The 24,516-nt window shown below is 41.1% G+C and carries 22 protein-coding genes; 11 read left to right on the top strand and 11 right to left on the bottom strand.

Features of this window, described 5'->3' with window-relative positions:
- Positions 1-204: 204 nt before the first annotated feature.
- From NSTC745_RS24775 to NSTC745_RS24745, 7 genes are all read left to right on the top strand, one after another.
- On the top strand, positions 205-2,802 hold the full coding sequence (locus tag NSTC745_RS24775) for a pre-peptidase C-terminal domain-containing protein (RefSeq protein ID WP_445633331.1): 2,598 nt from the start codon (positions 205-207) through the stop codon (positions 2,800-2,802).
- A gap of 483 nt (positions 2,803-3,285) precedes the next feature.
- Entirely contained in the window at positions 3,286-4,371 is a 1,086-nt protein-coding gene (locus NSTC745_RS24770) for a 50S ribosomal protein L11 methyltransferase (protein WP_445633330.1), read from the top strand.
- A 220-nt stretch (positions 4,372-4,591) separates the two neighbouring features.
- Positions 4,592-6,031: an iron-containing redox enzyme family protein gene (locus NSTC745_RS24765; RefSeq protein ID WP_445633329.1), complete on the top strand. Its 1,440-nt coding sequence runs from the start codon at positions 4,592-4,594 to the stop codon at positions 6,029-6,031.
- Positions 6,019-6,390 carry a Rieske 2Fe-2S domain-containing protein gene (locus NSTC745_RS24760; RefSeq protein ID WP_445633328.1) on the top strand — a complete coding sequence of 124 codons (372 nt, stop codon included), beginning with the start codon at positions 6,019-6,021 and terminating at the stop codon, positions 6,388-6,390. The genes NSTC745_RS24765 and NSTC745_RS24760 overlap by 13 nt, the downstream gene beginning before the upstream one ends.
- 119 nt (positions 6,391-6,509) lie before the next feature.
- Positions 6,510-7,490, top strand: a complete 981-nt coding sequence (locus NSTC745_RS24755; protein ID WP_445633327.1) for an alpha/beta fold hydrolase — start codon at positions 6,510-6,512, stop codon at positions 7,488-7,490.
- A gap of 89 nt (positions 7,491-7,579) precedes the next feature.
- Complete coding sequence (locus NSTC745_RS24750; RefSeq protein ID WP_445633326.1) at positions 7,580-8,848, top strand: APC family permease; 1,269 nt, start codon at positions 7,580-7,582, stop codon at positions 8,846-8,848.
- Positions 8,823-9,662, top strand: a complete 840-nt coding sequence (locus NSTC745_RS24745) for a M24 family metallopeptidase (RefSeq protein ID WP_445633325.1) — start codon at positions 8,823-8,825, stop codon at positions 9,660-9,662. The genes NSTC745_RS24750 and NSTC745_RS24745 overlap by 26 nt, the downstream gene beginning before the upstream one ends.
- Before the next feature lie 418 nt (positions 9,663-10,080).
- On the opposite strand, the gene namA is transcribed toward NSTC745_RS24745, so the two are convergent.
- The 5 genes from namA to NSTC745_RS24720 form a co-directional block, all read right to left on the bottom strand.
- Positions 10,081-11,148: an NADPH dehydrogenase NamA gene (gene namA / locus NSTC745_RS24740; protein ID WP_445633324.1), complete on the bottom strand. Its 1,068-nt coding sequence runs from the start codon at positions 11,146-11,148 to the stop codon at positions 10,081-10,083.
- Between the two features lie 69 nt (positions 11,149-11,217).
- Positions 11,218-11,424, bottom strand: coding sequence for a hypothetical protein (locus NSTC745_RS24735; RefSeq protein ID WP_445633323.1), 207 nt, complete (start codon positions 11,422-11,424; stop codon positions 11,218-11,220).
- Between the two features lie 694 nt (positions 11,425-12,118).
- Positions 12,119-12,514, bottom strand: a complete 396-nt coding sequence (locus NSTC745_RS24730; RefSeq protein WP_445633322.1) for a 4Fe-4S binding protein — start codon at positions 12,512-12,514, stop codon at positions 12,119-12,121.
- The gene (locus NSTC745_RS24725) at positions 12,511-14,157 is read right to left on the bottom strand and encodes an FAD-dependent oxidoreductase (RefSeq protein ID WP_445633321.1); all 1,647 of its coding nucleotides are present in this window, start codon (positions 14,155-14,157) and stop codon (positions 12,511-12,513) included. Before NSTC745_RS24725 ends, NSTC745_RS24730 begins: the two co-directional genes overlap by 4 nt.
- A gap of 490 nt (positions 14,158-14,647) precedes the next feature.
- On the bottom strand, positions 14,648-15,112 hold the full coding sequence (locus NSTC745_RS24720) for a CYTH domain-containing protein (protein WP_445633320.1): 465 nt from the start codon (positions 15,110-15,112) through the stop codon (positions 14,648-14,650).
- A gap of 141 nt (positions 15,113-15,253) precedes the next feature.
- Here NSTC745_RS24720 and NSTC745_RS24715 point away from each other — a divergent pair, with 141 nt between their 5' ends.
- Together NSTC745_RS24715 and NSTC745_RS24710 are read left to right on the top strand one after the other, a co-directional pair.
- The gene (locus NSTC745_RS24715) at positions 15,254-15,673 is read left to right on the top strand and encodes a fosfomycin resistance glutathione transferase (protein WP_445633319.1); all 420 of its coding nucleotides are present in this window, start codon (positions 15,254-15,256) and stop codon (positions 15,671-15,673) included.
- Positions 15,674-15,838: 165 nt separating this feature from the next.
- Complete coding sequence (locus tag NSTC745_RS24710) at positions 15,839-16,054, top strand: amidohydrolase family protein (protein ID WP_445638678.1); 216 nt, start codon at positions 15,839-15,841, stop codon at positions 16,052-16,054.
- 202 nt (positions 16,055-16,256) lie between these two features.
- Here the strand turns inward: NSTC745_RS24710 and NSTC745_RS24705 are convergent, their stop codons facing one another.
- The 3 genes from NSTC745_RS24705 to NSTC745_RS24695 all read right to left on the bottom strand — a co-directional run bounded on the left by NSTC745_RS24705 (position 16,257) and on the right by NSTC745_RS24695 (position 19,982).
- Complete coding sequence (locus NSTC745_RS24705) at positions 16,257-16,937, bottom strand: DUF6875 domain-containing protein (RefSeq protein ID WP_445633318.1); 681 nt, start codon at positions 16,935-16,937, stop codon at positions 16,257-16,259.
- 1,216 nt (positions 16,938-18,153) lie between these two features.
- The gene (locus NSTC745_RS24700; protein ID WP_445633317.1) at positions 18,154-19,815 is read right to left on the bottom strand and encodes an alpha/beta hydrolase; all 1,662 of its coding nucleotides are present in this window, start codon (positions 19,813-19,815) and stop codon (positions 18,154-18,156) included.
- An 8-nt stretch (positions 19,816-19,823) separates the two neighbouring features.
- A complete protein-coding gene (locus NSTC745_RS24695) occupies positions 19,824-19,982 on the bottom strand; it encodes a hypothetical protein (protein ID WP_445633316.1) in 159 nt (52 codons plus the stop codon).
- A 484-nt stretch (positions 19,983-20,466) separates the two neighbouring features.
- Between NSTC745_RS24695 and NSTC745_RS24690 the strand changes: the two genes are divergently transcribed.
- Positions 20,467-20,715 carry a hypothetical protein gene (locus NSTC745_RS24690; RefSeq protein WP_445633315.1) on the top strand — a complete coding sequence of 83 codons (249 nt, stop codon included), beginning with the start codon at positions 20,467-20,469 and terminating at the stop codon, positions 20,713-20,715.
- Positions 20,716-21,018: 303 nt separating this feature from the next.
- Here the strand turns inward: NSTC745_RS24690 and NSTC745_RS24685 are convergent, their stop codons facing one another.
- The 3 genes from NSTC745_RS24685 to NSTC745_RS24675 all read right to left on the bottom strand — a co-directional run bounded on the left by NSTC745_RS24685 (position 21,019) and on the right by NSTC745_RS24675 (position 23,997).
- A complete protein-coding gene (locus NSTC745_RS24685; protein WP_445633314.1) occupies positions 21,019-22,074 on the bottom strand; it encodes a M20/M25/M40 family metallo-hydrolase in 1,056 nt (351 codons plus the stop codon).
- A 141-nt stretch (positions 22,075-22,215) separates the two neighbouring features.
- Positions 22,216-22,623 carry a hypothetical protein gene (locus tag NSTC745_RS24680; RefSeq protein WP_445633313.1) on the bottom strand — a complete coding sequence of 136 codons (408 nt, stop codon included), beginning with the start codon at positions 22,621-22,623 and terminating at the stop codon, positions 22,216-22,218.
- 15 nt (positions 22,624-22,638) lie between these two features.
- Entirely contained in the window at positions 22,639-23,997 is a 1,359-nt protein-coding gene (locus tag NSTC745_RS24675) for a S8 family serine peptidase (protein ID WP_445633312.1), read from the bottom strand.
- Positions 23,998-24,301: 304 nt separating this feature from the next.
- On the opposite strand from NSTC745_RS24675, the gene NSTC745_RS24670 reads away from it, so the two are divergent.
- Positions 24,302-24,505, top strand: a complete 204-nt coding sequence (locus NSTC745_RS24670; protein ID WP_445632650.1) for a hypothetical protein — start codon at positions 24,302-24,304, stop codon at positions 24,503-24,505.
- Positions 24,506-24,516: the final 11 nt, after the last annotated feature.

Genomic DNA, 24,516 nt, shown 5'->3' with positions numbered 1-24,516 from the left:
TGGTTAGGAATTTCTAAATCAAAAAAATATCCAATTAAACCCATATAGGGTGGCGTATCGTCGCCTGAGTCCATAGGGCGGGCTTTGTGACCCACCCCACATGATTGGATGATTTATTGGAGTTCCTTTTAGTACTACCCAGTGCAGATGAACGAATGACTTCGATTCACATAGATAACATTCATCAAACGCAGAAGGAAAAATATGGCAAAGGTAAAATCTAGATTAGAAATTGCTTTGGAATTAGAGCAACAAGGACTTCAAGCATCAAAATCTAGTTCGACAACAAACCAAGTCAAGACTCTCACAGAAATCACCACTCCAACAAACACCGTAGTTGGCACATCCGACAATGATTCGCTTCTAGGAACTAATAATCCAGACGAAATTTCCGGACTAGCTGGTAATGACAGCATCGTACTTCTTGGTGGGAATGATACAGCCAACGGAGGTAATGGTGATGACCTCGTTCTTGCAGGAACTGGTGAGGATCTAGTTAATGGAGATGCAGGAAATGACCTTTTAATCGGTGGTGTAGGAAATGACACGGTTGCCGGTGGTGCAGGTAGCGACATTATTATCGGTGAAGACGGTGATGATAACCTCTTAGGTGATGATGGAAATGATACTATCATTGGCGACTTTACTACTAATGAAGGATCGGGAAACGACACCCTTAGAGGAGGTCTAGGAGATGATAAATTGTTTGGCGGCAATGGTGACGACCAACTGTTTGGTGAAAACGGCAATGACCAACTAAACGGAGATATCGGAAATGATATTCTCGATGGTGGAAGTGGTGACGATACCGTTTTTGGTGGTGCTGGTAATGACGTTGTTGGAGGTAATCTTGGTAACGACGTTGTGATTGGTGGCGCTAACAACGACTCTTTGTCTGGTGGTCTAGGTAACGACCGTTTGATTGGTGTCGATCCTTTTTTGCCAAATTTAAATTTTGGTAGAGGTGAGATTGATACCCTTACAGGGAATCAAAATGACGACATATTTGTTCTAGGGCAAGTATTAAATAATAAGAATATTGTTTTTTACGATAACGGCGATCCGAAATCTTTAGGAACTGAAGACTACGCACTGATTACGGACTTTGGATTGGTTAACAACAACCTCAATCGTGGAGTAGACAAAATCCAATTGTCAGGTTCATCTAAGAATTATTCTTTAGGTTCGTCTCCCACGGGACTACCATCGGGTACAGCAATATTTTTTAACGATTCTTCCACACAAGAACTAATTGCTATTTTACAGGGTATATCATCTTCTGATGTCAGCTTGACTAATCTAGACCAATTCACTTTTGTCAAAGCTCCTATTACTCTGAGTAATTTGAGTAGTACCCCTATTATCCGCAATGGCACTCTCACCGGAACAGACTCTAGTGACGTTTTTGTATTCAATACCACAAGTCTTGGTAATATCAACCTCGCTTTGACCAATATCACTGCTGGCGATGATATTGACATCCAACTGTTTCGAGACGATGGTGACGGTATTTTTGAGCCAACATCAGGTGATGCATACATTTCAGCAGGCCCTCGGCCAGGTAATCAGGATGACTCAATTACCGTAGCCAATCAAGCAGCAGGCACTTATTTTGTAGAAGTCAGTCGTTTCGATCTAGGCAGTTTCGGTGACGCCTCTTACCGTTTATCCTTGTCTAATACTGGTGTTAGCAACCTTCTACCCATTGAATTCCGCGTTGGAAACTTATCAGCTAGTCAAACTTTCGTTGGTAATGTAGGCAATAGTGATACTGCTGATGTTTATGCATTCTCTCTGGATAAGTTTGAAGGAACCAACATAAATTTGACTCCACAAGGTGGTAATGCTGATATCCGACTGATTCAAGATGTGAATGGAAATGCCATCGTTGATCCAGGGGATGTACTCCTAAGTTCTACAAATCCAGGTACTCTGACTGATAGTATTCGAGTAGATGCTGCTGGTAATTACTTACTGCAAGTTTATCAAGCTGGTGCTGACTCGACCAAATATAATCTTGCTTTTGACTATTTCACCACGCCTGGCGCTGTACCGACTAAGGGAGAAAAAAAGGATCTCATAAGTCTCGGCAAACTGGGAAAAAACCCTGTTGCCCGCGATGGTGTTTTGACTTCAACAGATCCGAAAGACATCTATGTGTTCGATACTAAAACTCTTGGTAATATTAACCTAGCTCTGACTAATATCAGTGCAGGGGATAATGCTAATGTCCGACTTTTTCGAGACGATGGTGACAAGACATTTGAACCAGACACGGATGATGTGTTTGTCTCAATTGCTGCTCGCAGAACCAATGTAGATGACTCAATCAATGTTAGCGATCTAGTTTCAGGCACATATTTTGCGGAAGTTAGCCGTTCTGCTCAAGATAGTTTAGGTGATGTTTCTTACCGTTTATCCTTGTCTACTGCTAATCCCAGTAATCTGCTGTTGAATGAAATCCCTCTCGGAAACCTATCCAGCAGTCTCACCATCAACGCTAACATCAGCAACAATGACACTTCTGATATCTTTGCTTTCTCTGTTGACAGTTTTGAAGCTACCGATATTGTCCTGAATCCGGTAGATGGTAATGTCGATATCCGATTGATTGCAGACCGTAACGGAAATCGCATCGTAGATAAAAACGATGTAATTTTAGGGTCTACAAATCCAGGTACTCAGACTGATAGTATTCGAGTAGATACTCCTGGTAACTACTTTTTGCAAGCTTATCAGGTTAATGGCGACCCCACCAACTACACTCTTTCCTTCAACTACTCCAGCACTCAAGTGCTGTAATACTAGAAGTTGATGACTAAGTATAGACAAGTTTGAAGAATTTTCGGGAATTAACCAGACTGGGTATTGCACCATATTCACGCATCATCTCTGCCAAATATGGCATTTGAGGGAGTAATAGCAATACTGTTAGATAGTTGCGATCGCTCCTATCCATCGGACACTTGCTCCCTAAAAGTATAAGTATCTGAGGTTTTATTTTTCAAGAGTGCTTGAAGAAGAATACAGAATTCACAATCAATTAATGGCGGGTCTAAATCTCCCACTAATCGTAAACCAGCGAATTGAAAATTTCCGAGGGGACTTAAACTCATCTATTCAGCGGCTTTCGGACACAGCGAATCGCTACTCAATCCGCGAGTTACATACAGTACAAGCAAGAGAGTTCTGACCAAAGCAACGGAAACATCTGCGGCTTTACTCTGAATTCCGTTTTGTTAAATCACATTACCTATAACAACTTTAATTAGGAGGTCAAACGATATGACTTTATCTTTTGTCAAAAAAGACCAAAAACTCGATTTAGAAATAGAAACCTTTGACACGTTGCAGCTACAACAACAGAGCCTGATACCTCTTGCCCTCTTACAGCAAATGTCGGAGGATATGGAAAAGATTCTGGCCTTTGATAAATCGAAGATAAATTTGCATCTTGGGTTCAGTCAGGTTTATCGGAAGCTAATTCCACGCTGGCACTTTGCCATGCTTAATGATGTGGAACGCAATAAAGCATTTGAAGCTGCCATCAAACACGTTGTGCGTCCAAATTGCACAGTGCTAGATATTGGAGCAGGTTCGGGATTATTGGCAATGATGGCTGCTCGTCATGGAGCTAGTTATGTGACATCCTGTGAAATGATGCAACCAATCGCACATATAGCTAATAAAATTATTGGTATCAATGGATTTGAAGACCGGATTAAAATTGTCCCGAAAAAGTCAGATAATCTTGTCGTTGGTCTAGATTTAGCCAAACGAGCCGATGTTTTAATCACTGAAACTGTTGATTGTGGGCTTGTTGGTGAAGGTATATTGCCAACCATTCGTCACGCTCGGCAAGCATTGTTGACTCCAGATGCAACGATTATTCCAGCTAAAGCAGTAGTTAAGTTTAGCTTGTTAGAGAGCAGTTTAGTACATAATCTGAATTTTGCATCCGAGGCAACTGATTTTGATGTTTCGCCATTCAATATCTTCTCTACAGCCGGGTATTTCCCAGTTCGGCTGTGGATTTGGCCGCATCGCTTGTTAAGTAAACCCACTACAGCATTTGAATTCGATTTCCGAGTCGATCCTTTGAAATCGCGTCAGAAAGAAATATCTGTAGAAGCTGAACACAAGGGAATTGTTCATGGTGTTGTTTTTTGGTTTGAGTTAGATTTAGGTAATGGAGTTATTTTGACCAATGCAGTAGATAACGAAAAATCACACTGGATGCAAGCAGTACAATGTTTTGAAAAACCGATGATTGTTGAACGGGGCGAAGTGTTGAAATTAACCGTTCGGCAAAGTGATACCAATATTGATTTTCAGATGAACAAAGTACTGAAAAATAAGAGGAAGTTTTAAAAGAGGAATACTGTTATAAAACCAAGCTATCAGGGTGAAGATCAAAATTAAGATCCCAGCCTCCTTAGGAGTGCAAAATTTTGGAGGCTGTTATCTATATAGCGATTATTTGGATCGCATTTTGAATGACTTCAACTTTTAAAATATCCTCTGATTCCCTTGTTTTTTAAGTCAACGCAACTGTTAGTTTTCTATTTAGATTCAGTAGGTTAGGTACATCATGCAAACAAAAACTAGATTTTCACAAGAAACCTCTGCTGCTCTGAAAATTAGTGACTATGATTTTTTCAAGTCATGTTTAATTGAATATGGCAAATGCAATCTGTTTAAAGATACAGAGGAATGGTTGCTGGAAGACAATCCTTATCGTCGAACCTTGCGGCCGCATATTTTCCATCATTTGGACTTTTCAAAACCTCTGGATAGAAATAATTTACTGACTTACAATAGTTTGACTGCTAATCGAACATTGCTAACTGTGTATGAAAGCAATTTTGTATTCTTGCCAAAACATGATTTTGTTCGGAAACGCGAAGATTTTGAAAAATTTTATGACCCCAAAATTATGACTTTGGGGCATATTATCCGACCTTGGTTAGAACGCTACATTTTCTCATTCCTTGATAGCGAAATATCTGTGACTGGTAATTGGACTGCTGCTGCTGTTGAGGAATATTTCCAAGAATATGCTGAAACTGTCAAGAACACACAAACTAATTTGGTAATGGAAACCATCGAAGGTTCCACAGATCCAGTCCATGCTGTCAAAACCTTTTTGATCCAATTAGCTGGGGACTTTCTAGTAGAATCTTCAGCAATGTCTAGGAATATTTTGGGTTCCTATGGCTCTCTGCAATCAGAGCTATTTAAGGTTGTGATTGATGAATACGGCTACGGTGTTCATCAGACAAAGCATAGTAAGTTATTTGAAGAAACACTTCTTAGCGTTGGCTTAGAATCAACACCACATAGTTATTGGCAGTTCTATTTAACATCTTCACTGATGTTAAATAATTACTTTAATTACATCTGCACTGACCACTCGAAATTCTTCCGCTATTTAGGAGCTATTTTTTACGCAGAAACCACTTTTATCAAATTCTGCGAACTAGCTGCTAAAACAATGAAGAAAATATTTGGTTCAACCATTAACAACCGTTATTTTCTAGAACATGTCCATATCGATCGCCATCACAGTCGAATGGTGCTGGAAAAACTGATTAAGCCAGCGATCGCCAGTTATGGCGAAGGAATAATTCCTGATATTTTGCGGGGTTTTGAGGAAGCCAAGCTCATATCCGAAATTGCCGATCGCGATTTTATCGACCAAGTGCATTGGGCTGACGACGGACTGAAGTACAAAGCCTTAGCATTACCGGTCTATAAGAAAATTCAAGATGGTAGCATCAATCCGAAAATGCAGCAGTTTATTGAGCCTCGCGGTGAATTGTCAGTTACTCACGTTCATGATGGTGATGAGCTTTGTTACATCGAGTCTGGTGTGATGAAGTTCGTTACTGGTGACGATCGCTATACAATACTCAATGCTGGCGAAGGCACGGTTATTCAGCACAATCGACTCCACGGAGCGATCATTGAATCCGAAGAATGTGTGTACAACATCTATTCAATCGGAGACTATCAAAAATGCCTGTCATAAAATTCGATCCCCAGCAATCAAATTTCCTGATTCATGGCGATCGCCGTTTCTTCCTCATCTCCTTGGACAATCGCACATTCTTAGTGACAGATAATTGTCCTCATCGAGGCGGGCCGCTTCATCTAGGGTACTTTAATTGTCAAAAAAGTGCGATCGTTTGCCCCTGGCATAACTCGGCTGTTTCCGTTCAACGGTTACAGCAACATGCTATGCCTTTGGTCTGGCGTCATAATCTTGCAATAGCCGTTATACCTAAAGCAGAGTCAACGCCGATTGTGTTCAAACACCGTCACATTTTGGTGGCTCCAGAGATTGGTTGCAATGAAGGACAAGCTGAAAGCTATCGTACCTGTAACTAACTGAAAGTCTTGCGAGGGTGGGCCGAAAAGCCCGCCCAATTCCAGCAATTTAAATGCGCGATATTACGATTTCTAGCAGCAAAAAAACTAAATGTATGCCAACATTTTGCAGGAGTATTATGCAAATATTTAATTTGCGAAAATCTTTGTTAGCCTTTTTTGTAGTGGGAATATTGGCAAGTTTTATGATTGTTAATGCTCCTAAAAATCAGGTGTCTGCAACAGATATTCCCAGACCTTTTGTGAAGAATGTCACCAAAAATCAATTATCTGCAACAGATATTCCCACACTTTATGTAAAGAGTGATGGACATAATTTTGCGTATCGAATACTCGGCACCGGTCGTCCACTACTGCTCATTCAAAGACTCAGAGGTACGATGGATGACTGGGATCCTTTATTTTTGGAACGTCTAGCACAAAACCATCAAGTGATTCTCTTCAACAATACGGGCATTAGTTCCTCTAATGGAAAAGTTGCTTCTACAATCACAGACATGGCTGTTGATGCAGAACATTTCATAAAAGCGCTGGGATACGAACAAGTAGATATTCTCGGTTGGTCGCTTGGTGGAATGGTGGCTCAGACGATGGCTATTAAATATCCAAAACTCATACGTCGCGTGGTTTTAGTAGCATCTACAGCACCTGGAAATCCGGAATTTGTACCTGTATCTCAAGCATTTAAAGATATTGCTGTCAAAGAAAATTATACAGATGAGGATCATTTAAAGATGTTCTTTGCTAACTCTAGCAATAGTAGGAAACTAGGTTTAGAATCTCTGCAAAGAATCAAAAAGAGAACAACAGATATTGAGCCACTCGTAAATACGGATAGTTGGAAAACACAGTTTTCTGCCGCCATTGGCTGGTTTGAGAACAAAGAAAACTATTTCAACAAGCTAAAACTAATACAACAACCTATTCTGATTGCTACAGGAAGGTATGATATTGCACTACCAATACAAAATTCTTATGTATTGGAACGTGAAATTCCTCAGGCGCAATTAATGATTTACCCAGACTCCGCTCATGGTTTTCATCATCAGTTACCCATAGAGTTTGGAGATGCTGTAAATAATTTTTTGGTACAAAAATAAAGGCACGGGTATTAGGGAAGGGGAGAGAAAAGCTTAACCCAAGCGTATTGGGATACGAACATTAAGAGATTGAAAAGGAGGAGAATAAAATGACTGGGCTGGCAAAAACATTGACAGTTGGTCAGGCTATTGGTTTAGCTATTACTACTGTCGTCGGTAGTGGTTTGCTTGTGCTGCCTGGTATTGCTTATCAACAAGTCGGTGGCGCTGCTGTTTACGCTTGGCTCTTGAACGCTTTGTTGGTTGTGCCATTGCTTGTAATCTTTGCCTATTTGGGTGCAAATTTTCCCAGTGCTGGGGGTGTTGCTGGATTTGTGCAAGCAGCATTCTCACGACCGATCGCCGCAGCTACCGAAGCCTTACTGTTGGGTACATTCTTGATGGGTGGCCCAGCGATCGCAGTTACCGGCGGAAACTACTTTGCAGCAGCAGTAGGGGGAGGACGATTGAGTACGCTGTTTGCGTCGCTGGCAATCATTAGTTTCGCAGGTTATGTAAATTATCAGGGCGTAAGGATATCGGGTCGCGTTCAGCAGTTTTTAGCTTTCTTCCTCGTCGGACTGGTAGCCACTGCGGCTATTGCCACGCTAGTATTTGGCAATATAAATGTAGGTACAGGTATCGTTCCTCTAGTAGAGTTGAATGCCACGTTTCCTGTTTTAGCAACTCTTTTTTTTGCTTTCACTGGCTTTGAGATGCTGTCATTCACATCTGAAGAATACCGCAATCCCAAGCGAGATTTTCCTGTGGCTGTTGGTGTGAGCTTTATTATTGTTGTGGCACTTTACATCACAATTGCTCTGGCTGTCCAGTTTACCCTATCACCTAACGACACGAGCTTGACAACCGCACCGATCGTGGCGATGCTGGCCTCCATATTTGGAAAGACAAGCGGTCAGATAGTTGCCCTCATTGGAGTAGCGATTGTTACCACAAATCTGATTGGGGGAAGTTGGGCATCTTCTCGTTTGGTGTTTGCTTCTGCGCGTGAGGGATTACTACCACAGTGGCTGAGCCAAATTGAACCGCGTTCTCAAATACCCCGTGTAGCAGTTGCTTGGACAATCTTTGCTTTTGCGATCGCTACCATACTAAATTTTTTAGGTATACTCCCTTTGAGCCTTCTATTCGGGTTAGCAGGGCAAGGCTTTTTCGCGGTGAATGCCTTAAGCGTCATTGCCTACCTCAAACTCACTCGAAAATGGTGGCAGAAACTAGTTGGTGGCTTTACCTTGATTCTCGTCGTTGCAATTATGGGTACTTTTAGCTGGGGCTTAGTGTTTGTACTCGGTCTGATGCTTTTGGGCTTCATAGCCAATAAAGTACGCCAGAATGTCATCAGTAGTCGGGCAAAATAAGGGATTTCCAAATAAAAACCGCCGAAAAATGTCTCCCCTGGTCACCTCAATTTATCCCACCATTATGCAAGGCCATAATTCTTTGTATACTGACTCCATCTTGGCACAACAGCTAATTTCCGCTCGGAATCGCGCCCTGTTGCTTATCGAGCAGATTATCGAATCTCAACTAGTAAAAGCTGAATCTCAAACTGGAACAATTCAAAAGGCGATTCACGAATTAATTGCACAAGTGCTTTGTCCACCAGGTCAAAAACCGCGATTCTGGCATAAACAAATATTGCGTGTAGGCGAAGATACCATTAATCCTTATAGTGCCAAGGTTACAAATAATGCGATTAACTCAGGAGATATAGCTTTTTTTGACCTGGGTATCGCTCTTTGTATGGATGTGGATTCCTCTGTTCGTGTAGAAGTGGATCTTGGACGTACCATAATTGTGCCAGGAACAGATATTGACCCTGAGAAATTTAGGATATGCAATGATTGTGAGCACCTGTTTCTCCAAGGCAAAGCTTATTATTTACAAAATCAGGATATGACTGGCAAGGAACTCTACGAATATATGCAATATCAGGCCGAGAAAAACGATTGGAAGTTGAGTTCGCAACCCCATTCAGGTCATTTAATTGGGCTTTTCCCCCATGAAAAAATACTTGGAGATACTAAATTTGATTATATCTGCCCAGAAAACATTAGACCGATGAGCGCTCCTGATAATTTTGGGAATAAACGGCATTGGATACTCGAAACACACCTAGTTCATCCTCAAAATCGATTTGGAGCTTTCTACGAAGATTTACTAGCTTTATAATGACATTCGGGCTAAAAGTTGCACTTTTTCCACAGTTAGATTTGAATGCTTAACAAGTTTTTTGTCCAAAGTCCAATAGTAATATCAGGTTCGGTTAAACACTTATAATATCTGTAGGTTGGGGAGCCACTGCGTTAGACGGGTTTCCCGGCTTAAAGCAAGTGGCGTTTGAGGAATGTAGACGCCCGTAGGGCGGCTTCCCGTAGGGTAACCCAACATTCGATCTGTGTGGATGTTGGGTTTCACTGCCGTTCAACCCAACCTACATTGAGAGATTTTATTATAGTATTCATCAGAAATTGGTATAAATTAAAACTTTTAACCAAAGTAATACGATCTGTCATGAGCAACTGTCCATTCAGGTTTAATATTTAAGGCGATCGCATTTTCACTTTAGCAACCCAGCCCCCAGATAGCATCACAGCCAAGCGCGGTCATATTGAACAGGCCAAAGTTTATCGTGTCCGAGTTGTTTGGCTGCTAAATGCGGCCAGTAAGGATTGCGGAGTAGTTCGCGTCCCAACAGCACTATATCAGCTGCTTCTTTGCGAATCAGTTCGTCAGCTTGTTCTGGAGATGTAATTAACCCTACGGCTCCTGTATAGATATTAGCTTCACGGCGGATGCGTTCGGCAAATTGAGTTTGATAACCAGGTTTAACTGGGATGTTGATCCCTGGAATTAGCCCCCCTGATGAAGTATCGATGAGATCGACTCCTAGAGACTTAAGTTTGTCACCTAAAGCGATACTCTGCTCAATGTCCCAACCCTTGTCTACCCAGTCAGTGGCGGAGATGCGTACCCAAAGTGGATGTGTTTGAGGCCAAACCTCTCGGACTCCTTGAACTACTTCTATTAACAAACGAGTACGGTTTTCAAAGCTACCACCATAATCATCTTCACGATGGTTAGAAAGGGGTGAGAGAAACTGGTGCAGCAAGTAACCGTGGGCAGCGTGGATTTCAATAACTTTGAAGCCGGCTTGCAGAGAACGTTTAGCAGCTTGAATAAAGGCATCAATAACTTCTTGAATTCCTTCAATACTTAGGGCTTCGGGCACAGGGCTATCTTTGCTAAAAGCGATCGCACTGCTGGAAACCAAGGGACGCCAACCTTCCTGAGATTCGTCGAGTACTTTTCCTCCCTTACTCGGTTTGGCGGTGCTGGCCTTTCTGCCTGCATGAGCAAGTTGGATACCTGCAACAGCTCCAAAGTTGTGAATCAATCCCACAATCCTGGCTAAACTTGGGATGTGTGCATCTGACCAAATGCCTAAATCTTGGGGGCTAATACGTCCGCGTGGTTCCACAGCTGCTGCTTCTGTTAGCACTATACCTGCACCGCCAACTGCACGAGAAGCCAGATGTATCATATGCCAATCGTTGGCATATCCATTTGTACTTGAATATTGACACATCGGTGAAACGGCGATGCGGTTGCGAAAAGTAACTTCACGAATCCTGAATGGTTCAAACAGGTGTGGCATCGTTATTGATTCCTTCTCTTGCTATGTGATGCTCAATAGGTTTGCAGTATGAATTCAAAAAGCGTGGGGTCAAATATTTTGTGAATCGCTAGAAGTGCGATCGCCACTGACAGGAGTAGTCTTAGAATCAGGCTTTTGGCTTTGCAATTCCCAGATATCGTATTTTACTTGCTCTCGGTCGACCAATAATTGTAGATGTTCTGGTAATTTGGTTGTTTGCCAAACTGACCAAATTTCTCCATATAAAGATTCTCTTTCAAATTGTCCAAAAAACATTGGTTTTTTCTCCACTAATATAGCTGTATTGCAAATTCGCCTTCTTGAGAATGTTTATATCAGCTTGCTTAGTCAACTTAAGTATTAAATAAGCTTTGCTGATTTCTCTAGCTAGAAACTGACTAGCTAGTCGGTTAAATATAGCTAATCTTTGCCTGACGGCGACATTTTTTCGGCATGACAGCAATGAAGAACTTTGTTATCAATGATTTCGGCGTTTTTGGTTTGACTATAGAAAATCAAACCATTGAAAATACATTAATGTATAATTTTCAGCCGGAATCAAAAGTTAAAAAATTTTTGCTTGCTATCATCACAATTATTTAGGTTACAGTTAATTAATCTCATAGTGTAGTATTGATAATAACTAAATTTGAAAATCTCCTAAATAAATTAATAAATTAGTAAATTGGGAATGCCATAATTTTTTATTTAACTATTTTCTGATAGTCAAACTAATAATTATTATTGCAAGTATAGTTATCAAATTTAAAGACTTAGAGAATAATGTTATAATTAACAATTTCAAATCGATAGAGTTGAGATCGTTTTTTGTCTTTTGTTGGTTACACCAGAGCAATAATTCCCTGAGTAAAGGGTGTAAATAAAGGGCAGGCTCCCATAAAATCGCGATCGCTAGCGGTCAGATCCCCGATTTCTTCAAGAAGTCGGGGATCTATAAGCGCTCATTTAGTTAGTTTGGCTGGGAATTAGGCTGGCTGCTCCAAGGCAGAATTCTACCCTGAGAATCAGTAGGTAAATTGCTCCGACCAATAAACATTCGGGCAGATTGTTCTCTCACGCCTGCTGGAGTGCCTCCAGGTTTCCAGCCCAAGGTTTCCCGATATCCGCCCAAAAATCCCGCTTCTATAAGAGCCTGTTCGTCTACTGGGACGGACTCATCTGCCTGTGGGGCAACGAAGAGGGCATCGGCTGGACAATACAACTCGCACATAAAGCAGGTTTGGCAGTCGCTTTTACGAGCAATCCTTGGCGGCCCGTCTGGCACTTTGTCAAAAACGTTGGTGGGGCAAGCGGAAACGCAAATATTACATTTAATACAGCGAGATTCGCTAACTAGCTCAATCACAGCGTTACTAGCTCCTTTTCCTTAACGGCAGTTTGTAGTTTTTGGGGCTTGACCCAGACTCGATCTAGACCACCACTCAGTAGGCGGTGGTATTGGTTCGGGTCTTGTTCTGGATAGTCTAGATGTTTGTGCATCCCGCGAGTTTCTTTACGTTCAAGGGCGCTAGCGTACATCCACCTGGCAGTTGCTAGCATTGCAGTGGCTTCCCTAGCTTGGACAGCTTGATTTTCTGGCACTGCTTGGGTGTTGCGGACTTCTTTCCACAACTGATGTAGGCGATCGAGGGATTGTGTCAATCCTTTTTCGGTGCGGAATAAGTTGCGATCGTAGGGGAATACTTCGGCTTGGACTGCTTTAGTTACTTCTGAGGGAACAAAACTGTTGTTGCTACCTTTTTCGGAAGCTACCCCAGTTTCTCCCAGTCCTCGCACAAAGCGTTGATTAGCTTTAGTTCCGAGTTGACGGGCGTAGTTTGCTGCTGCTTCACCCGCCCAATATCCCGAAGAGGTTGCCCAAGCAGCGTTATGACTACCACCACCAGTAAAGCCACCACAAATTAATTCTCGCGTTGCAGCATCACCAGCAGCATAAAGTCCGGGTACGGTGGTAGCGCAGTTATAATCAACAATCCGAATTCCACCCGTACCGCGTACCGTTCCCTCCAAACGCAGAGTTACAGGGAAAAGTTGGGTGAAGGGATTAATTCCCATGCGGTCAAATGGCAATAAGAAGTTGTGTTGAATAGTCCGCAACATCGCTTCAATTTCAGGAGTTGCTTTATCCAGACGAGCATAAACGGGTTGGGTGAGCAGGGTACGCGCAATAATCGATCGCCCTCTTTGGGAACCAGCACCTTCAATTTCTGTGCCATCTTCGTAGTAGAAGGTTGCCCAACGATAATAAGCTCCTTTGGTGACTGAGGAAAAAGCCGGCGATAGGGCGTAAGCATTGGAAAATTCCATGCCTGACATTTCGGCACCAGCTTCAGCTGCCATCAAATAACCATCTCCTGTGAGGACGTTACAGCCTAAAGCTTTACTCAGGAAGGCACAGCCGCCAGTAGCAATTACCACTGCTCCAGACTTAACTTGCCAACGTTCGCCAGTTTGGCGGCAAATCCCCCGCGCCCCAGCAACTGCGCCTGCTGCGTCTACCAGTAGTTCTAAAGCTGGACTGTGGTCGAGTATTTTTACGCCAGCTTTGGTAATTTTTTTACGCATTAGCCGTATGTAATCATGAGCTTGCTGGAGCGATCGCCGATGGGGACGACCTTCATCATCCACAGGAAATGGATAGCCCCAATCTGAGAGTTTATTCAGATTTGTATAGGTTCGATCCAATACGCGCTCCATCCACGAGCGTTCTGACAGATAGCCTCCTAAAGCTTCCCGACTAGCCATAGCCTCTTCCCGTTGTTGTGGATCGGGAGGCACATACCAAACACCAGTACCAGAGGGTGCTGTCGCTCCACTCGTACCGCAGTAGCCTTTGTCTACCAGTATCACTTTTGCTCCTTGGGCAGCAGCATTCCAAGCCGCCCAAGTCGCTGATGGCCCGCCCCCAATGACTAGAACATCAGCCTCTAAATTCAGTTGCGAAGAAGTAGTAGAACTATTGCCTGACTCTGATTGATATGCATTCATGATGTTATCTCCTAAATTTTGGTGATTGGGTACTAGGGCTAACTTCCAATACTGCCTTCTCTGTCCGTTTTCATCATTGAGCGCTCAGGATTAAGAAGAATTATCCTTTTGCCCTGTACTCTTTGTGTACTTATATCTAGTCCCCAGTCCCCAGTCTCAGACATACTCTCAAGTAACTAAATTTGAGTTTATTGGCTAATCTACTCAATTTCTTACATATAATACGGTAAATTGACTGATTTACCGTATTATACATTTATGAGATTTGCATAGATTGTGCTAAAAAACAAGAGGTGATTAAAAATTTTATTGATATTAAGTCAAGGAAATTAGGCGCAGCCTTACAAAGAAATGGTATCGATCGGAGGTTACGATCGCTCTACTTATAGAAAAGTTTCCTGACTCAAAACAAGTGATGTTTCAGGAACGAAACTTAACAGACACCTTCCTGCGTTGAGTTGTCTCACTATTAACCGTCAACCGTCAACAATTACCATTCTGAAAAAGGATGTTTTGCTAAATTGCTGTTGTAATATCTGGAATCATGAGAAACTTCTTCTCCAATCCAGGTTGGTAGTTCAATTTCTTGATTTTCGTCGCTGAGTTCAACTTCTGCTAATATTAGCCCTTTGTTAGCACCCTCAAACTCATCTATTTCCCAAATCAAGCTGCCCGATTGTATCTTATATCTAATTTTTTCTATAAATGGACGTTGACACAATGTCTCAAGCATTTCTTGAGCATCTTGAATCGGAATAGGATACTCAAACTCTAATCTGGAATATTGAATAGTAGGGCCTTTAATTGTCAAATAACCTTTTTCTCCTATTATCCGGACGCGTACAGTCACTTTATCTTGTGTAGGAATATATCCCTGACGATAGATACGACCTTCAGCTAAACTTCTCCAATCATCCCCAATCACTAAATATTTTCGCTCTATTTCTTGCGGCATTTTACTCAATCTCCAATCCCTAGTTTATTTATACTACAAAATCGAAAATGTTATGACCTGGTTACTACAGAACAGCGATAAATGAAGGGTAAATGAATTCAAAATCCAAAATGAAGAAAGCTAAATTTAATCTGGGTTTCAATGATTACAGGAATTAATCATATTACTTTGTCAGTTTCCGATGTGGAAAAATCTTTTGAGTTTTACACCAAAATTCTTGGTTGTCGAGCGATCGCCAAATGGAAAAAAGGCGCTTATTTACTCGCAGGTGATTTGTGGTTGTGCCTATCTTTAGATGCAAATACCCTTACAAATCCTGCGGTTGAGTATACTCATATTGCTTTTAGCGTTCCCGAAGAAGAGTTTCAAAAATATAGCGATCGCCTGATTTCTTTGGGCGTACAAAAGTGGAAAGAAAATATCAGCGAGGGAGATTCATTATATATTCTCGATCCAGATTTTCATAAGTTGGAATTGCATGTGGGTGATTTGTTTTCCCGAATTGCTGCAACTAGAGAAGTTCCTTATGAAGGTATGGTATTTTTTGAGGATAAATTGTAAACTCTCTGTTATTTGGTGTTACTTAATTATTTCGATCGCGCAAAGGCGCATAGACGCGTTCGCGCAGCGTCTCGTAGAGAAGCGGCTTCCCGTTCGCGTAGCGTCTCCGAAGGAGAAGGGTAGGCGCAAAGAAGAAAGAGAGATTTAATATAAGTTCCCCAAAGCCTGCTGCAAGTCATCTTTCTGATTGCTGATAAAACTGATAAGCCGATTTACGAAGCGATGCAACTATTTACCAGCAATCCAGCGAAAGCTATTGACATATTTGGCGATCGCGGTAGTCTCGAACTAGGTAAACGAGCTGATGCGATCGCTGTTCATCGTGATGGTGTAGTCCCATGCTTGACTGCAACTATCTGTCAAGGTCGTCGAGTCAGTTAAATCAAAAAGCTAGAAATCAGATTTCAGTAATGCTTGAAGTGGCGCACTGCAATCTTTGATAAATTTTTAGAATAAAACAGGGAACACAAAACACACAATAAACAGCCAAAACGATAGGTTATTTGCTGGAAATATCAAATACAAGTCTGAGATCAGTTATCAGTTATCAGCGGTAAGTGATAACTTATAGCTGATTAAAACTTTAATAACTCACTAGATTTGCTGTTTCTACTTCTTCTTTCGCTAAAGCCAATGCCTGATAAGCAGTTTTAAACCTAGTCTCATCTGTAAATTTATAGCCAAACCGCTTTAAATAAGCTTCCAGATACCTAATGCGTAAGTGTGGATCGGCGGGACTTTGAAGAAAAGGTAAGTCTGCTTCAACCATAAATCGGATAGCTAACAAAGGTACAGGGCTACGTAGTGGACGGAAGTCTGGGTTATGTAAACCAGGACTTTGATTGCGTTTATGAAATTCTCCAATCATTAGTCCTGATTCGACAAATATAGGTTTAAGTTTTTGTTGGATGCTATCTATGGTTTTAGAAGCATCTTCTATATGGATATCAGGAAATATCAGCAAAAAAGCTTTACTAATTTTTGATTCTTGTTCTTTAACATCCATCTGTAGGAAGATATCTCGATAACGTTTGACAATATTTTCTATTTGTTCTGGATACAAATCTTTCGTGCGAATAACTGCCAAACGAATACTGTTGGATCTTATAGAGTAAGGTACAAAAGGACAAACTGCCCCCGGTCTTCCTAAATGAGGATGAGGTCTTCCTAAAAAATTTTTAACCCAATCTAAAATTTGAATTAAGTAGGGAAGGTCTTCGTTTTCCTGAAGTTGTTCAATTTCAATAGGTGTATAGAGTTGCATTAGCCTCAGTCAAGTGTAGTAATTGTTAGATTCTGAATTCAAATTCCTTTGATGATGCTATCTGATAGCTGAATCAATTTTTATCTAAAAAATCAGCCTTCATAGCGTTGCATTTTGGGCTGATTTGAGTCATTGCCAAAGAAAAATTGTTTTAATATTTTGTGCAATTCAATTTAGAGCAATGCACAAAGCTGAAAATATATTTCAGCCTCAAGTAATTTATTTCTGAGCGCAATTTGTAGTATTATAGGTGATATTTTTATTTTTTTTGACCTTATTCACCTGCCTTTTTAGTGCTTATAAGCTAATAATATTTTTAACAAAAGTATTATAAAGTTAATATCTAAGTATTTAGTTTTATTGTAAAAATTTAGTATAGTTTTTCAAATACTGATAGTATGTAGCGTAGAATCACAGTATTATTACTTGAGCAGTAAAGTATTTTAGTTAGAATTTGAATATTCTTGGGAGCAGTGATAATATTTAATCCGAACGCTTATTATTACTGATAATTCAATAATCTCAGGAAGCAAACAGTTACGATAATATGTAACAATATTAACTTGATACAAGCTTGTGACACTTAATAAATTAGTAATAATTTATACTTTAATTTAGTATTTGATTTATCTATAGTATTTAATTGATTTATCTATGTTTAGGCAGAGGCTGAAAAAATTAATGCCATATACAGCAAATTGGATGTTAATAAAGTACAGGTTATCGTAGGGAATATTGTTATGCCATTTCACGAAATACATGATACAAATGATTGGTCTTTAATTCTTTCCCGTGTCCTCCTGCTCCCTACCCTCCTGCTGCCTATTTGCATCAATTTGAAAGTGAAACGGTATTATGCCCTTACAAATAAATAATTGATGTATCGCAAACATAATTTGAATTGATATTATTCATAAGCTCAAGGAATAGGCAAAGGGCAATAGTAAAAGTATTCATTAGACCCCTTGCAATCAATTGCTTTTTGCACTCTTGTGGGAAAAGGGAAAATACCAAACGTTTCCCCCTTTTCCCGACTTTTGCAAGAAGTCTATTGCCTATTGCCTGTTTCCTCAGATGTAAGTAATTTTTTACACGCGATCGAATCGGATTAATTCGTCATTTTTCATTAGCAAAGGACAAAGATTAAAAATTAATTTCTGGAACTACATGTCTGCCGAACTACAAAAGGCTAGTTAAAAAAGGCTAGTTAAAAGGGCTAGTTATTTCCAACGAATTCTTTGACTATAGCCATAGCATTAGGAGGAATTTCAGTAACTAGCCGGAATGGAAATGCTGGGGTTGATGTAGAGTTTACATAATCTGATGTGAGAAACACTGCGTAGTTTTTAGCTTCTGGAGTCAGTTGTGCAGCGAAGGATAAAGTTAAAGCTTTAACTAACTTACGAACATCAGCTGCTTTTTCGTTGACAACTTCACCGCCACTGATAGGGGTATTTGGTTGTCCGATTTGATCTTGAGTGGTACTTGGGTCTTTGACACTCAAATGAGTACCTCCAACTACACCAACTAACCATTTGGGGGATGGGATTTTATCAAATCCGACAATTTGTTCGGTTAAAGCTGGGGTGGTTTTATCTGCTGAATTTGTTAACACCAAAGTAGGAACCTGCACCTTGGTTAACCCAGTTTCACCAAATATCAGAGAAGTTGTAGGATTGAGAGCGATCGCTCCTTTAATTCTGTTATCCCGCAATTGATAGCTATTTTCTGGCAGTTCTTGAGCGATACACTGCATAGCTTCTCCTAAACTCAAGATCGCCAAGTTCTGTTTGCAGCGTTGTTTGAGACGTTCTAGTTGTAACTCGGCGCCAGCAATTGCCAAAGCTGTACCACCACCAAAAGAATAGCCAACAACCATCGCGTTCTGAGTCGCAAGTTTCCCAGCAAGGGGGTTATTAGCTGTTTGATTGAGCTTTTCTAATTCGTCGAGAACAAAACTAATATCTTGAGGGCGAAGCAAAAACTCCTCAGGCTTGACAAATCTGTTTTTCCCTTGTAAAGCTGAGCCAACATTTGTCGCATTACTACCAGGATGTTCTAAAGCTGCGACTACATAACCGTGGGATGCTAGATGTTCCGCAAGATAACGCAAGTCCGTGCGGATTGAACCGAAACCGTGAGAAAAGACAATCACGGGTTTGTCAGGAGTTGCAGCAGTTGACCAGTAAACATCAACTGGAATTTTGCGATTGTGCTTTTGGTCATCTAAGTCTAATTTGAGTATTTCTACTTTAGCGGTTCCTGGTTGGGAGGGGTCAAAAGGAAAAGCAACCTGGGGTGTCAAGGGCTGTGGTGTCAGGAGGCCGAGTTGAGGCGCAATTGCCAACATAAACTGCTGAGTGCGCCAAAAAGCCGTATTCAAACTTCCTGCAACCTTAAAAGCCTGCGGTACATTTATTTCTAAGCGTTTACTCGGATAAGCGGCAATAAAACTGAGTATAGAAAGTCCGCCTGGTGCATTAGAGCCTAATACTAATCCTGCCCTGAGTGCTTGTACTCCAGCTTTGTCTTCCCTGGCTAAAGCAGTAGCCAGATCGTTGAGAATACTTGTACCAATCTGCGTATTAAGTAATCTATTAATAGTGACAACATTTAACGGTAAATTCGTGTTTAACGCACCCAAAAAGAACTGACGTTGTTCTTGGGATAATCGTTTAGTGTAAGGCTGTAAACTTCTAGGTAATTCCCCACTTTTTGCAGCCTTTTGCAACTCAGCAAGGGTGATGGATTCTGTAAATAGACCAAAACGAACAACAACTGTGTCAGCTGCTTTTGCACAAGTATTTGTACCGAATTGCGTCAGTGCAATGGCGCACAAGAAACTACCAAGTTTTTTTAGATCCCAACTTCTAGCCATGAAGATTTTCACCAATTCATACTTACGTGAATATAGCGGATATTCGTGTATTTGGCTACTTGATTTACTACAAATAAATAGACGCAGATTTTTTGTTGGAAGTTAATAGCGATCGCTCCTAAGTGGGAAATATATCTGCGGGTGCGATCGCAACTCATCAAAAACATCACAAAAACAAAGAATTGTACAATTCATTACAGCTAAAAATTTCAGCAAAAATCGGTGTTAATAGCCACAAAAAACCGATTGTTTCTCAACTAAGTTAAATATTGCAACAAATGTCCTTAGTCATTAGTCATTAGGCATTAGTTATTAGTCCTTTGCTGGTAACCAATGCCCCATGCCCCATCCCCAATGCCCAATCACTAACCTGTTGCAGGTGGATAGTCTTATTGCTGTTGCTGCACTACCATTACTCTTCAAATTGCACCAGTAGCACCAACACTTTTTTCTAATTTTATGCTTCCCAGACTCACTTATATTTTTATTTTCCTACTTTCGCTAAGTACTATTGCATTATGGTGGCCCGTAAATGATTCTGTTTGCAATTCTGAAGCTTTTTTAGCATCAAATACTACAAAATTTCAAATACAAGCCAGTAAAGTTGTTGTTAAGCCGTGGCTTGGTAAACATAAATCATACGGAATCTTTATGATTCCTGATGAATACAAACAAGCTCCGTTTTTTGTGTTGACGGTCAAAGGTGCTGGCAATTACTGTTCAAAACAATTCGGTTATAGAAAAAAAATTGATGGTATTGTTGCTGAGCCAGGAACTTATCTATTGAGAAAGTTCATTAGAACTCGAACATCCGTGCGATTGATTCTCCAAGGTTTGTACTTTGAGATAAATGATAAAGAGAATTGGACTTTAACTTTTCCTCAACTAAAAGTTGATTAATAGGAAATCAATACAGTTCGGTTAACGTGTTTATGCCTCTAAGATCCCCCCAACCCCCCTTTTTAAGGGGGGCTTTTTCTTCTAATTACCCCCTTTTTAAGGGGGTCGCTACAGGCGGGGGGATCTTATCCGAACAGTATTGAATAGGAAATAATTTGACACTCGTATGTATAGTTATTAAAAATAAAACCTGCCGTAAAAAAATAATACAAATTTGAAAAAAGAATACAACAGATGGGTAGGAGCATAACATTGTTGTGCCCTTACGAATAATTGGTGTGTCGCAAACATACTAATTACGAATTAGGTCGCTGGCTGAGTTGCTAAATCCTCGTTTTTTTCTAATAAAACAGTGGTAGCATTAACCACAACCTGGGCTGAACCTGTGAAAAACGATCGCTCAATAGTCGCTGGAACATCGCTAGGTTGATGATAGTGGGGAGTACGTAAATTAGCGGTATCTGTTACCAGTACAGCACCTGCTCCTTGATACCAAAACGGTGCGTGGTCGCTGCGTAAAGTATCGGGTGTCAGTAAACCTTTGAGAGGAATTGGTAGTGTCAAAACTGCCGGTAGATTTGATTGCTGTTTGATCAGAGCAGTTGGGGGAATATTCTGGGAGTTTTGGAACGCATTCAGTAAAGGTAAATGTTCTGTATCGCCAACTACCACCAAAAAATCGCCTTTCTCACTAGGTGGGGTAACAGGCAATCCCGCAGGATATTTTTGACACCCAGGTGTGTAACAAGCATAACCTACCATATCCATGACGATCGCCCCGCCCAAATTGTCTAAGCGTGCTTTGTTGCCAACAAAAGCCTGGCTACCTAAAAGTCCTGCTTCTTCTCGGTCAAAAAAAGCTAACTGTAGCTTCCGTGGTGTAGGATGGGAACCCAACAGCCGCGCAACTTCCAGCATGACAGCTACACCGCTGGCGTTATCATCGGCACCTGGAGAAGAGGCAACAGTATCGTAATGCGCTCCAACGAGAATTGCTTTAGCAGCTTTGTTTGTTCCTGCACGTTCGGCAAAAATATTTACACCATCGGAGAACTTTTCTAATTTAGGTGTCCAGCCGAATTTTTTCAGTTCATTTGTGATATATGTGCGAGTACGCGATCGCTCTGTTGTTGTGTAACGCTGAAAATTCAAATTTTGGATATGAGTTAACAGTCTTTCACCAGACACTTGTAGGGTACTGTCAACTTCCTGAGACCCTGGCTGTGGTTCTGGTGTTTTTACTGGAATGCTCTGAACAATTTCTGGTGAGGGACGCTGTTCAAAAAATGTGCTACCTGTGCTAGCTACCATCGCAACTGTCATCAGCGCCAACAGCATCAGCCAGATCCATTTGCTCATATGATTTATCCTTGGCTTCCAGACTTAGGGTAGCGCAAATCTCCAAGCATAAATGCGATCGCAGAATTCTGTGCTAGCTGCAATTTGAAGTGAAAAACTGTAGAGTAAGTGAACTGTAACCTGTTGTATGAAATCAATAAGCTATTCAAGTTTATTGATTTTAGGAGAATTACTTAAATGTATTGGGTAAATTGATTGATCTTCCATTACAGCTTTAACTGCCTCAGATTCAGCCAAGGCATTGACACCAGCGACACTAATTTCAAGTGGAATAGAGCCGAACAAATCAGGATGTTCGGTTAACGGTTGTCCGTCAAAGTTTTGGATAATTTCAACAATGTTTTCTAAAGCTTGTTTTGCTGACTCGCGCACGGCTTTGATTGCAGCTTGGCGCTCACTACGCGATTGACGCTTATTGAGGGAGGTTTGAGCATCTTGAACCTGAAGTAGGACTATTACACGAACTTTTTGTTGAGGTTCAAGACTTGTCAACCGAGCTGCAAACTCAGGGCTAAGCTTCTTTGTATTGGGTGCATCGTGCCTTTGCATCGTGCTTATCCCCGGTTAGATTGATGTGAGGGCTTTCAATGCCTCAACTGGCTGGATTAATCCATTTCCCCAACGGTTACAAGGTCGGAGTGCAGAACCGTTTGGATGATAAGCGGTTTCTTTGAGTACTCTTATTATATCGGTTGGAGGTGCGGTTGGGTTTGCTGCCATTAGTAAAGCTGCGACTCCTGCCACATGAGGAGTTGCCATCGAAGTTCCATCCATAAAGTTGTACTCATAAGTACCGTCAGGGCCTTTGGTAGGAGGAATACATGAGTAAATTTGAGAACCTGGCGCAACAATATCAGGCTTAGTTACCAAATGATTTGGCTGTCCAGGAAAAACAAGGCTTGCACCACTGCTAAAGAAGCTGACTTCAAAATTATTTTCACTTTTTTCCACTGCACCCACTGAGAAGGCATTATAAGCATTACCAGGTGAGCTACTGTTACCATGATTTTCGTTACCAATCGCTACCACAGGCAGAATGCCATATTGATTGAGCAAGATTTCCAGAACTTCGGCAAACAGAGGCTCATAGTAGTTCAAGCCTAGAGACATATTAATAATATCTGCCCCTTTTTCAATTGCCCAAGCAATTCCTTCCATTAAAGTTCGCAAGGAAGCATCACCAATGAGTACACCTGCAACAAACAGATTTGCTTGGGGAGCAACGCCAATAGAAATACCTTCTGCGGTTTGACCGCCTGCGATGGTTCCACAAACGTGAGTGCCATGCTGCCCACAATCAAAAGCTGGCTCAGACTTGATGCGTCGTCCTAGTGGGTCAATAACAATAAAATCTTTGACACGATCGCTGAGGGCTGAATGAGCAGCATAAACCCCTGTGTCAAGAACTGCAACATTAATATCTTGTCCTTTGGTTTTTTGCCAAAGTTGAGGGATTTCAAGTTGTTTTAAACCCCAAGTGAGATTATCTTGCTTTTCCTGTTCAATCAGTGCTGAATATTCAACCTTTTGAGGCCGGATGAGGTGAATTTTTTGATTGGGGAGAACAGCAACAACACCAGGTTGTGCTGCTAAAGTTTTCAGGGTTTTGCGAGTAACTTCGACAGTGGCTACAGGTAATGTACCAGTACCAATAGAGGAAGTTTTTAGCGGTTGCTTTGTGTAACCCAAATCACGGCTAGCTTCTTGGTAGTTAGCAATAACTTTTTGTTCAACTGCTTTTTGAAGTTGTACCTGTTCTTTTACTTCATCTAATCGTCGTTTTAGTTCTCGTAAGCGACCACGTAATGGTAAACCTTCAATTGGTGGTGCTTGGTAAACAACAATCGCATCTCGCTTATCATCTTCGTTAGTGTCGGCAAGAAATTGCTCAAAGGCAGGGGATATTTTTGACTCGGTACTCAAGTTAATTTACCTCTTTGTAGGTTTAGGTTTGTTAGTTTGAGTTTTAACAGATGCAGACTGACGAGATGTTGTTTGTTGAGGTTTAACGCCTTCAAGTAAGTTTGCCCAAATTTTTAGAGATTTTATAGCAATTTTACGACTTTCTATTGTTCCTATTTCTAGCTTCACTTTCCTGAGATGGGTGGCCAATTTTCTTGCTAATAACGCGAACTCCTTCTTTGTTTCGAGATTCTCATACCAATTCTGTATGAAGATGCGCCAAACTAGGTCAAACTTATAGATGGGTGCATTGAGTAACTTTGTGATGAGTCGTCCATTCCAAATTGAGATTTCAGAAAGCCAAGAAGAATTGGAGAAAGCTGTCAAACATGCCACCACGGCAAGCAGTAAAGAAAGATTACAAATGCTCTATTGGCTCAAGAGTGGTCAAGTTAGCAGCAGGCGATCGCTTGCAGAACGTTTAGGACGCTCTGGTAGCAACCATAACTCGTTGGGTAAGGAAGTATAAAGATCAAGGAA

It is taken from the genome of Nostoc sp. DSM 114161, from assembly GCF_052692665.1.
This window is presented reverse-complemented; position numbering and strand designations above follow the sequence as displayed.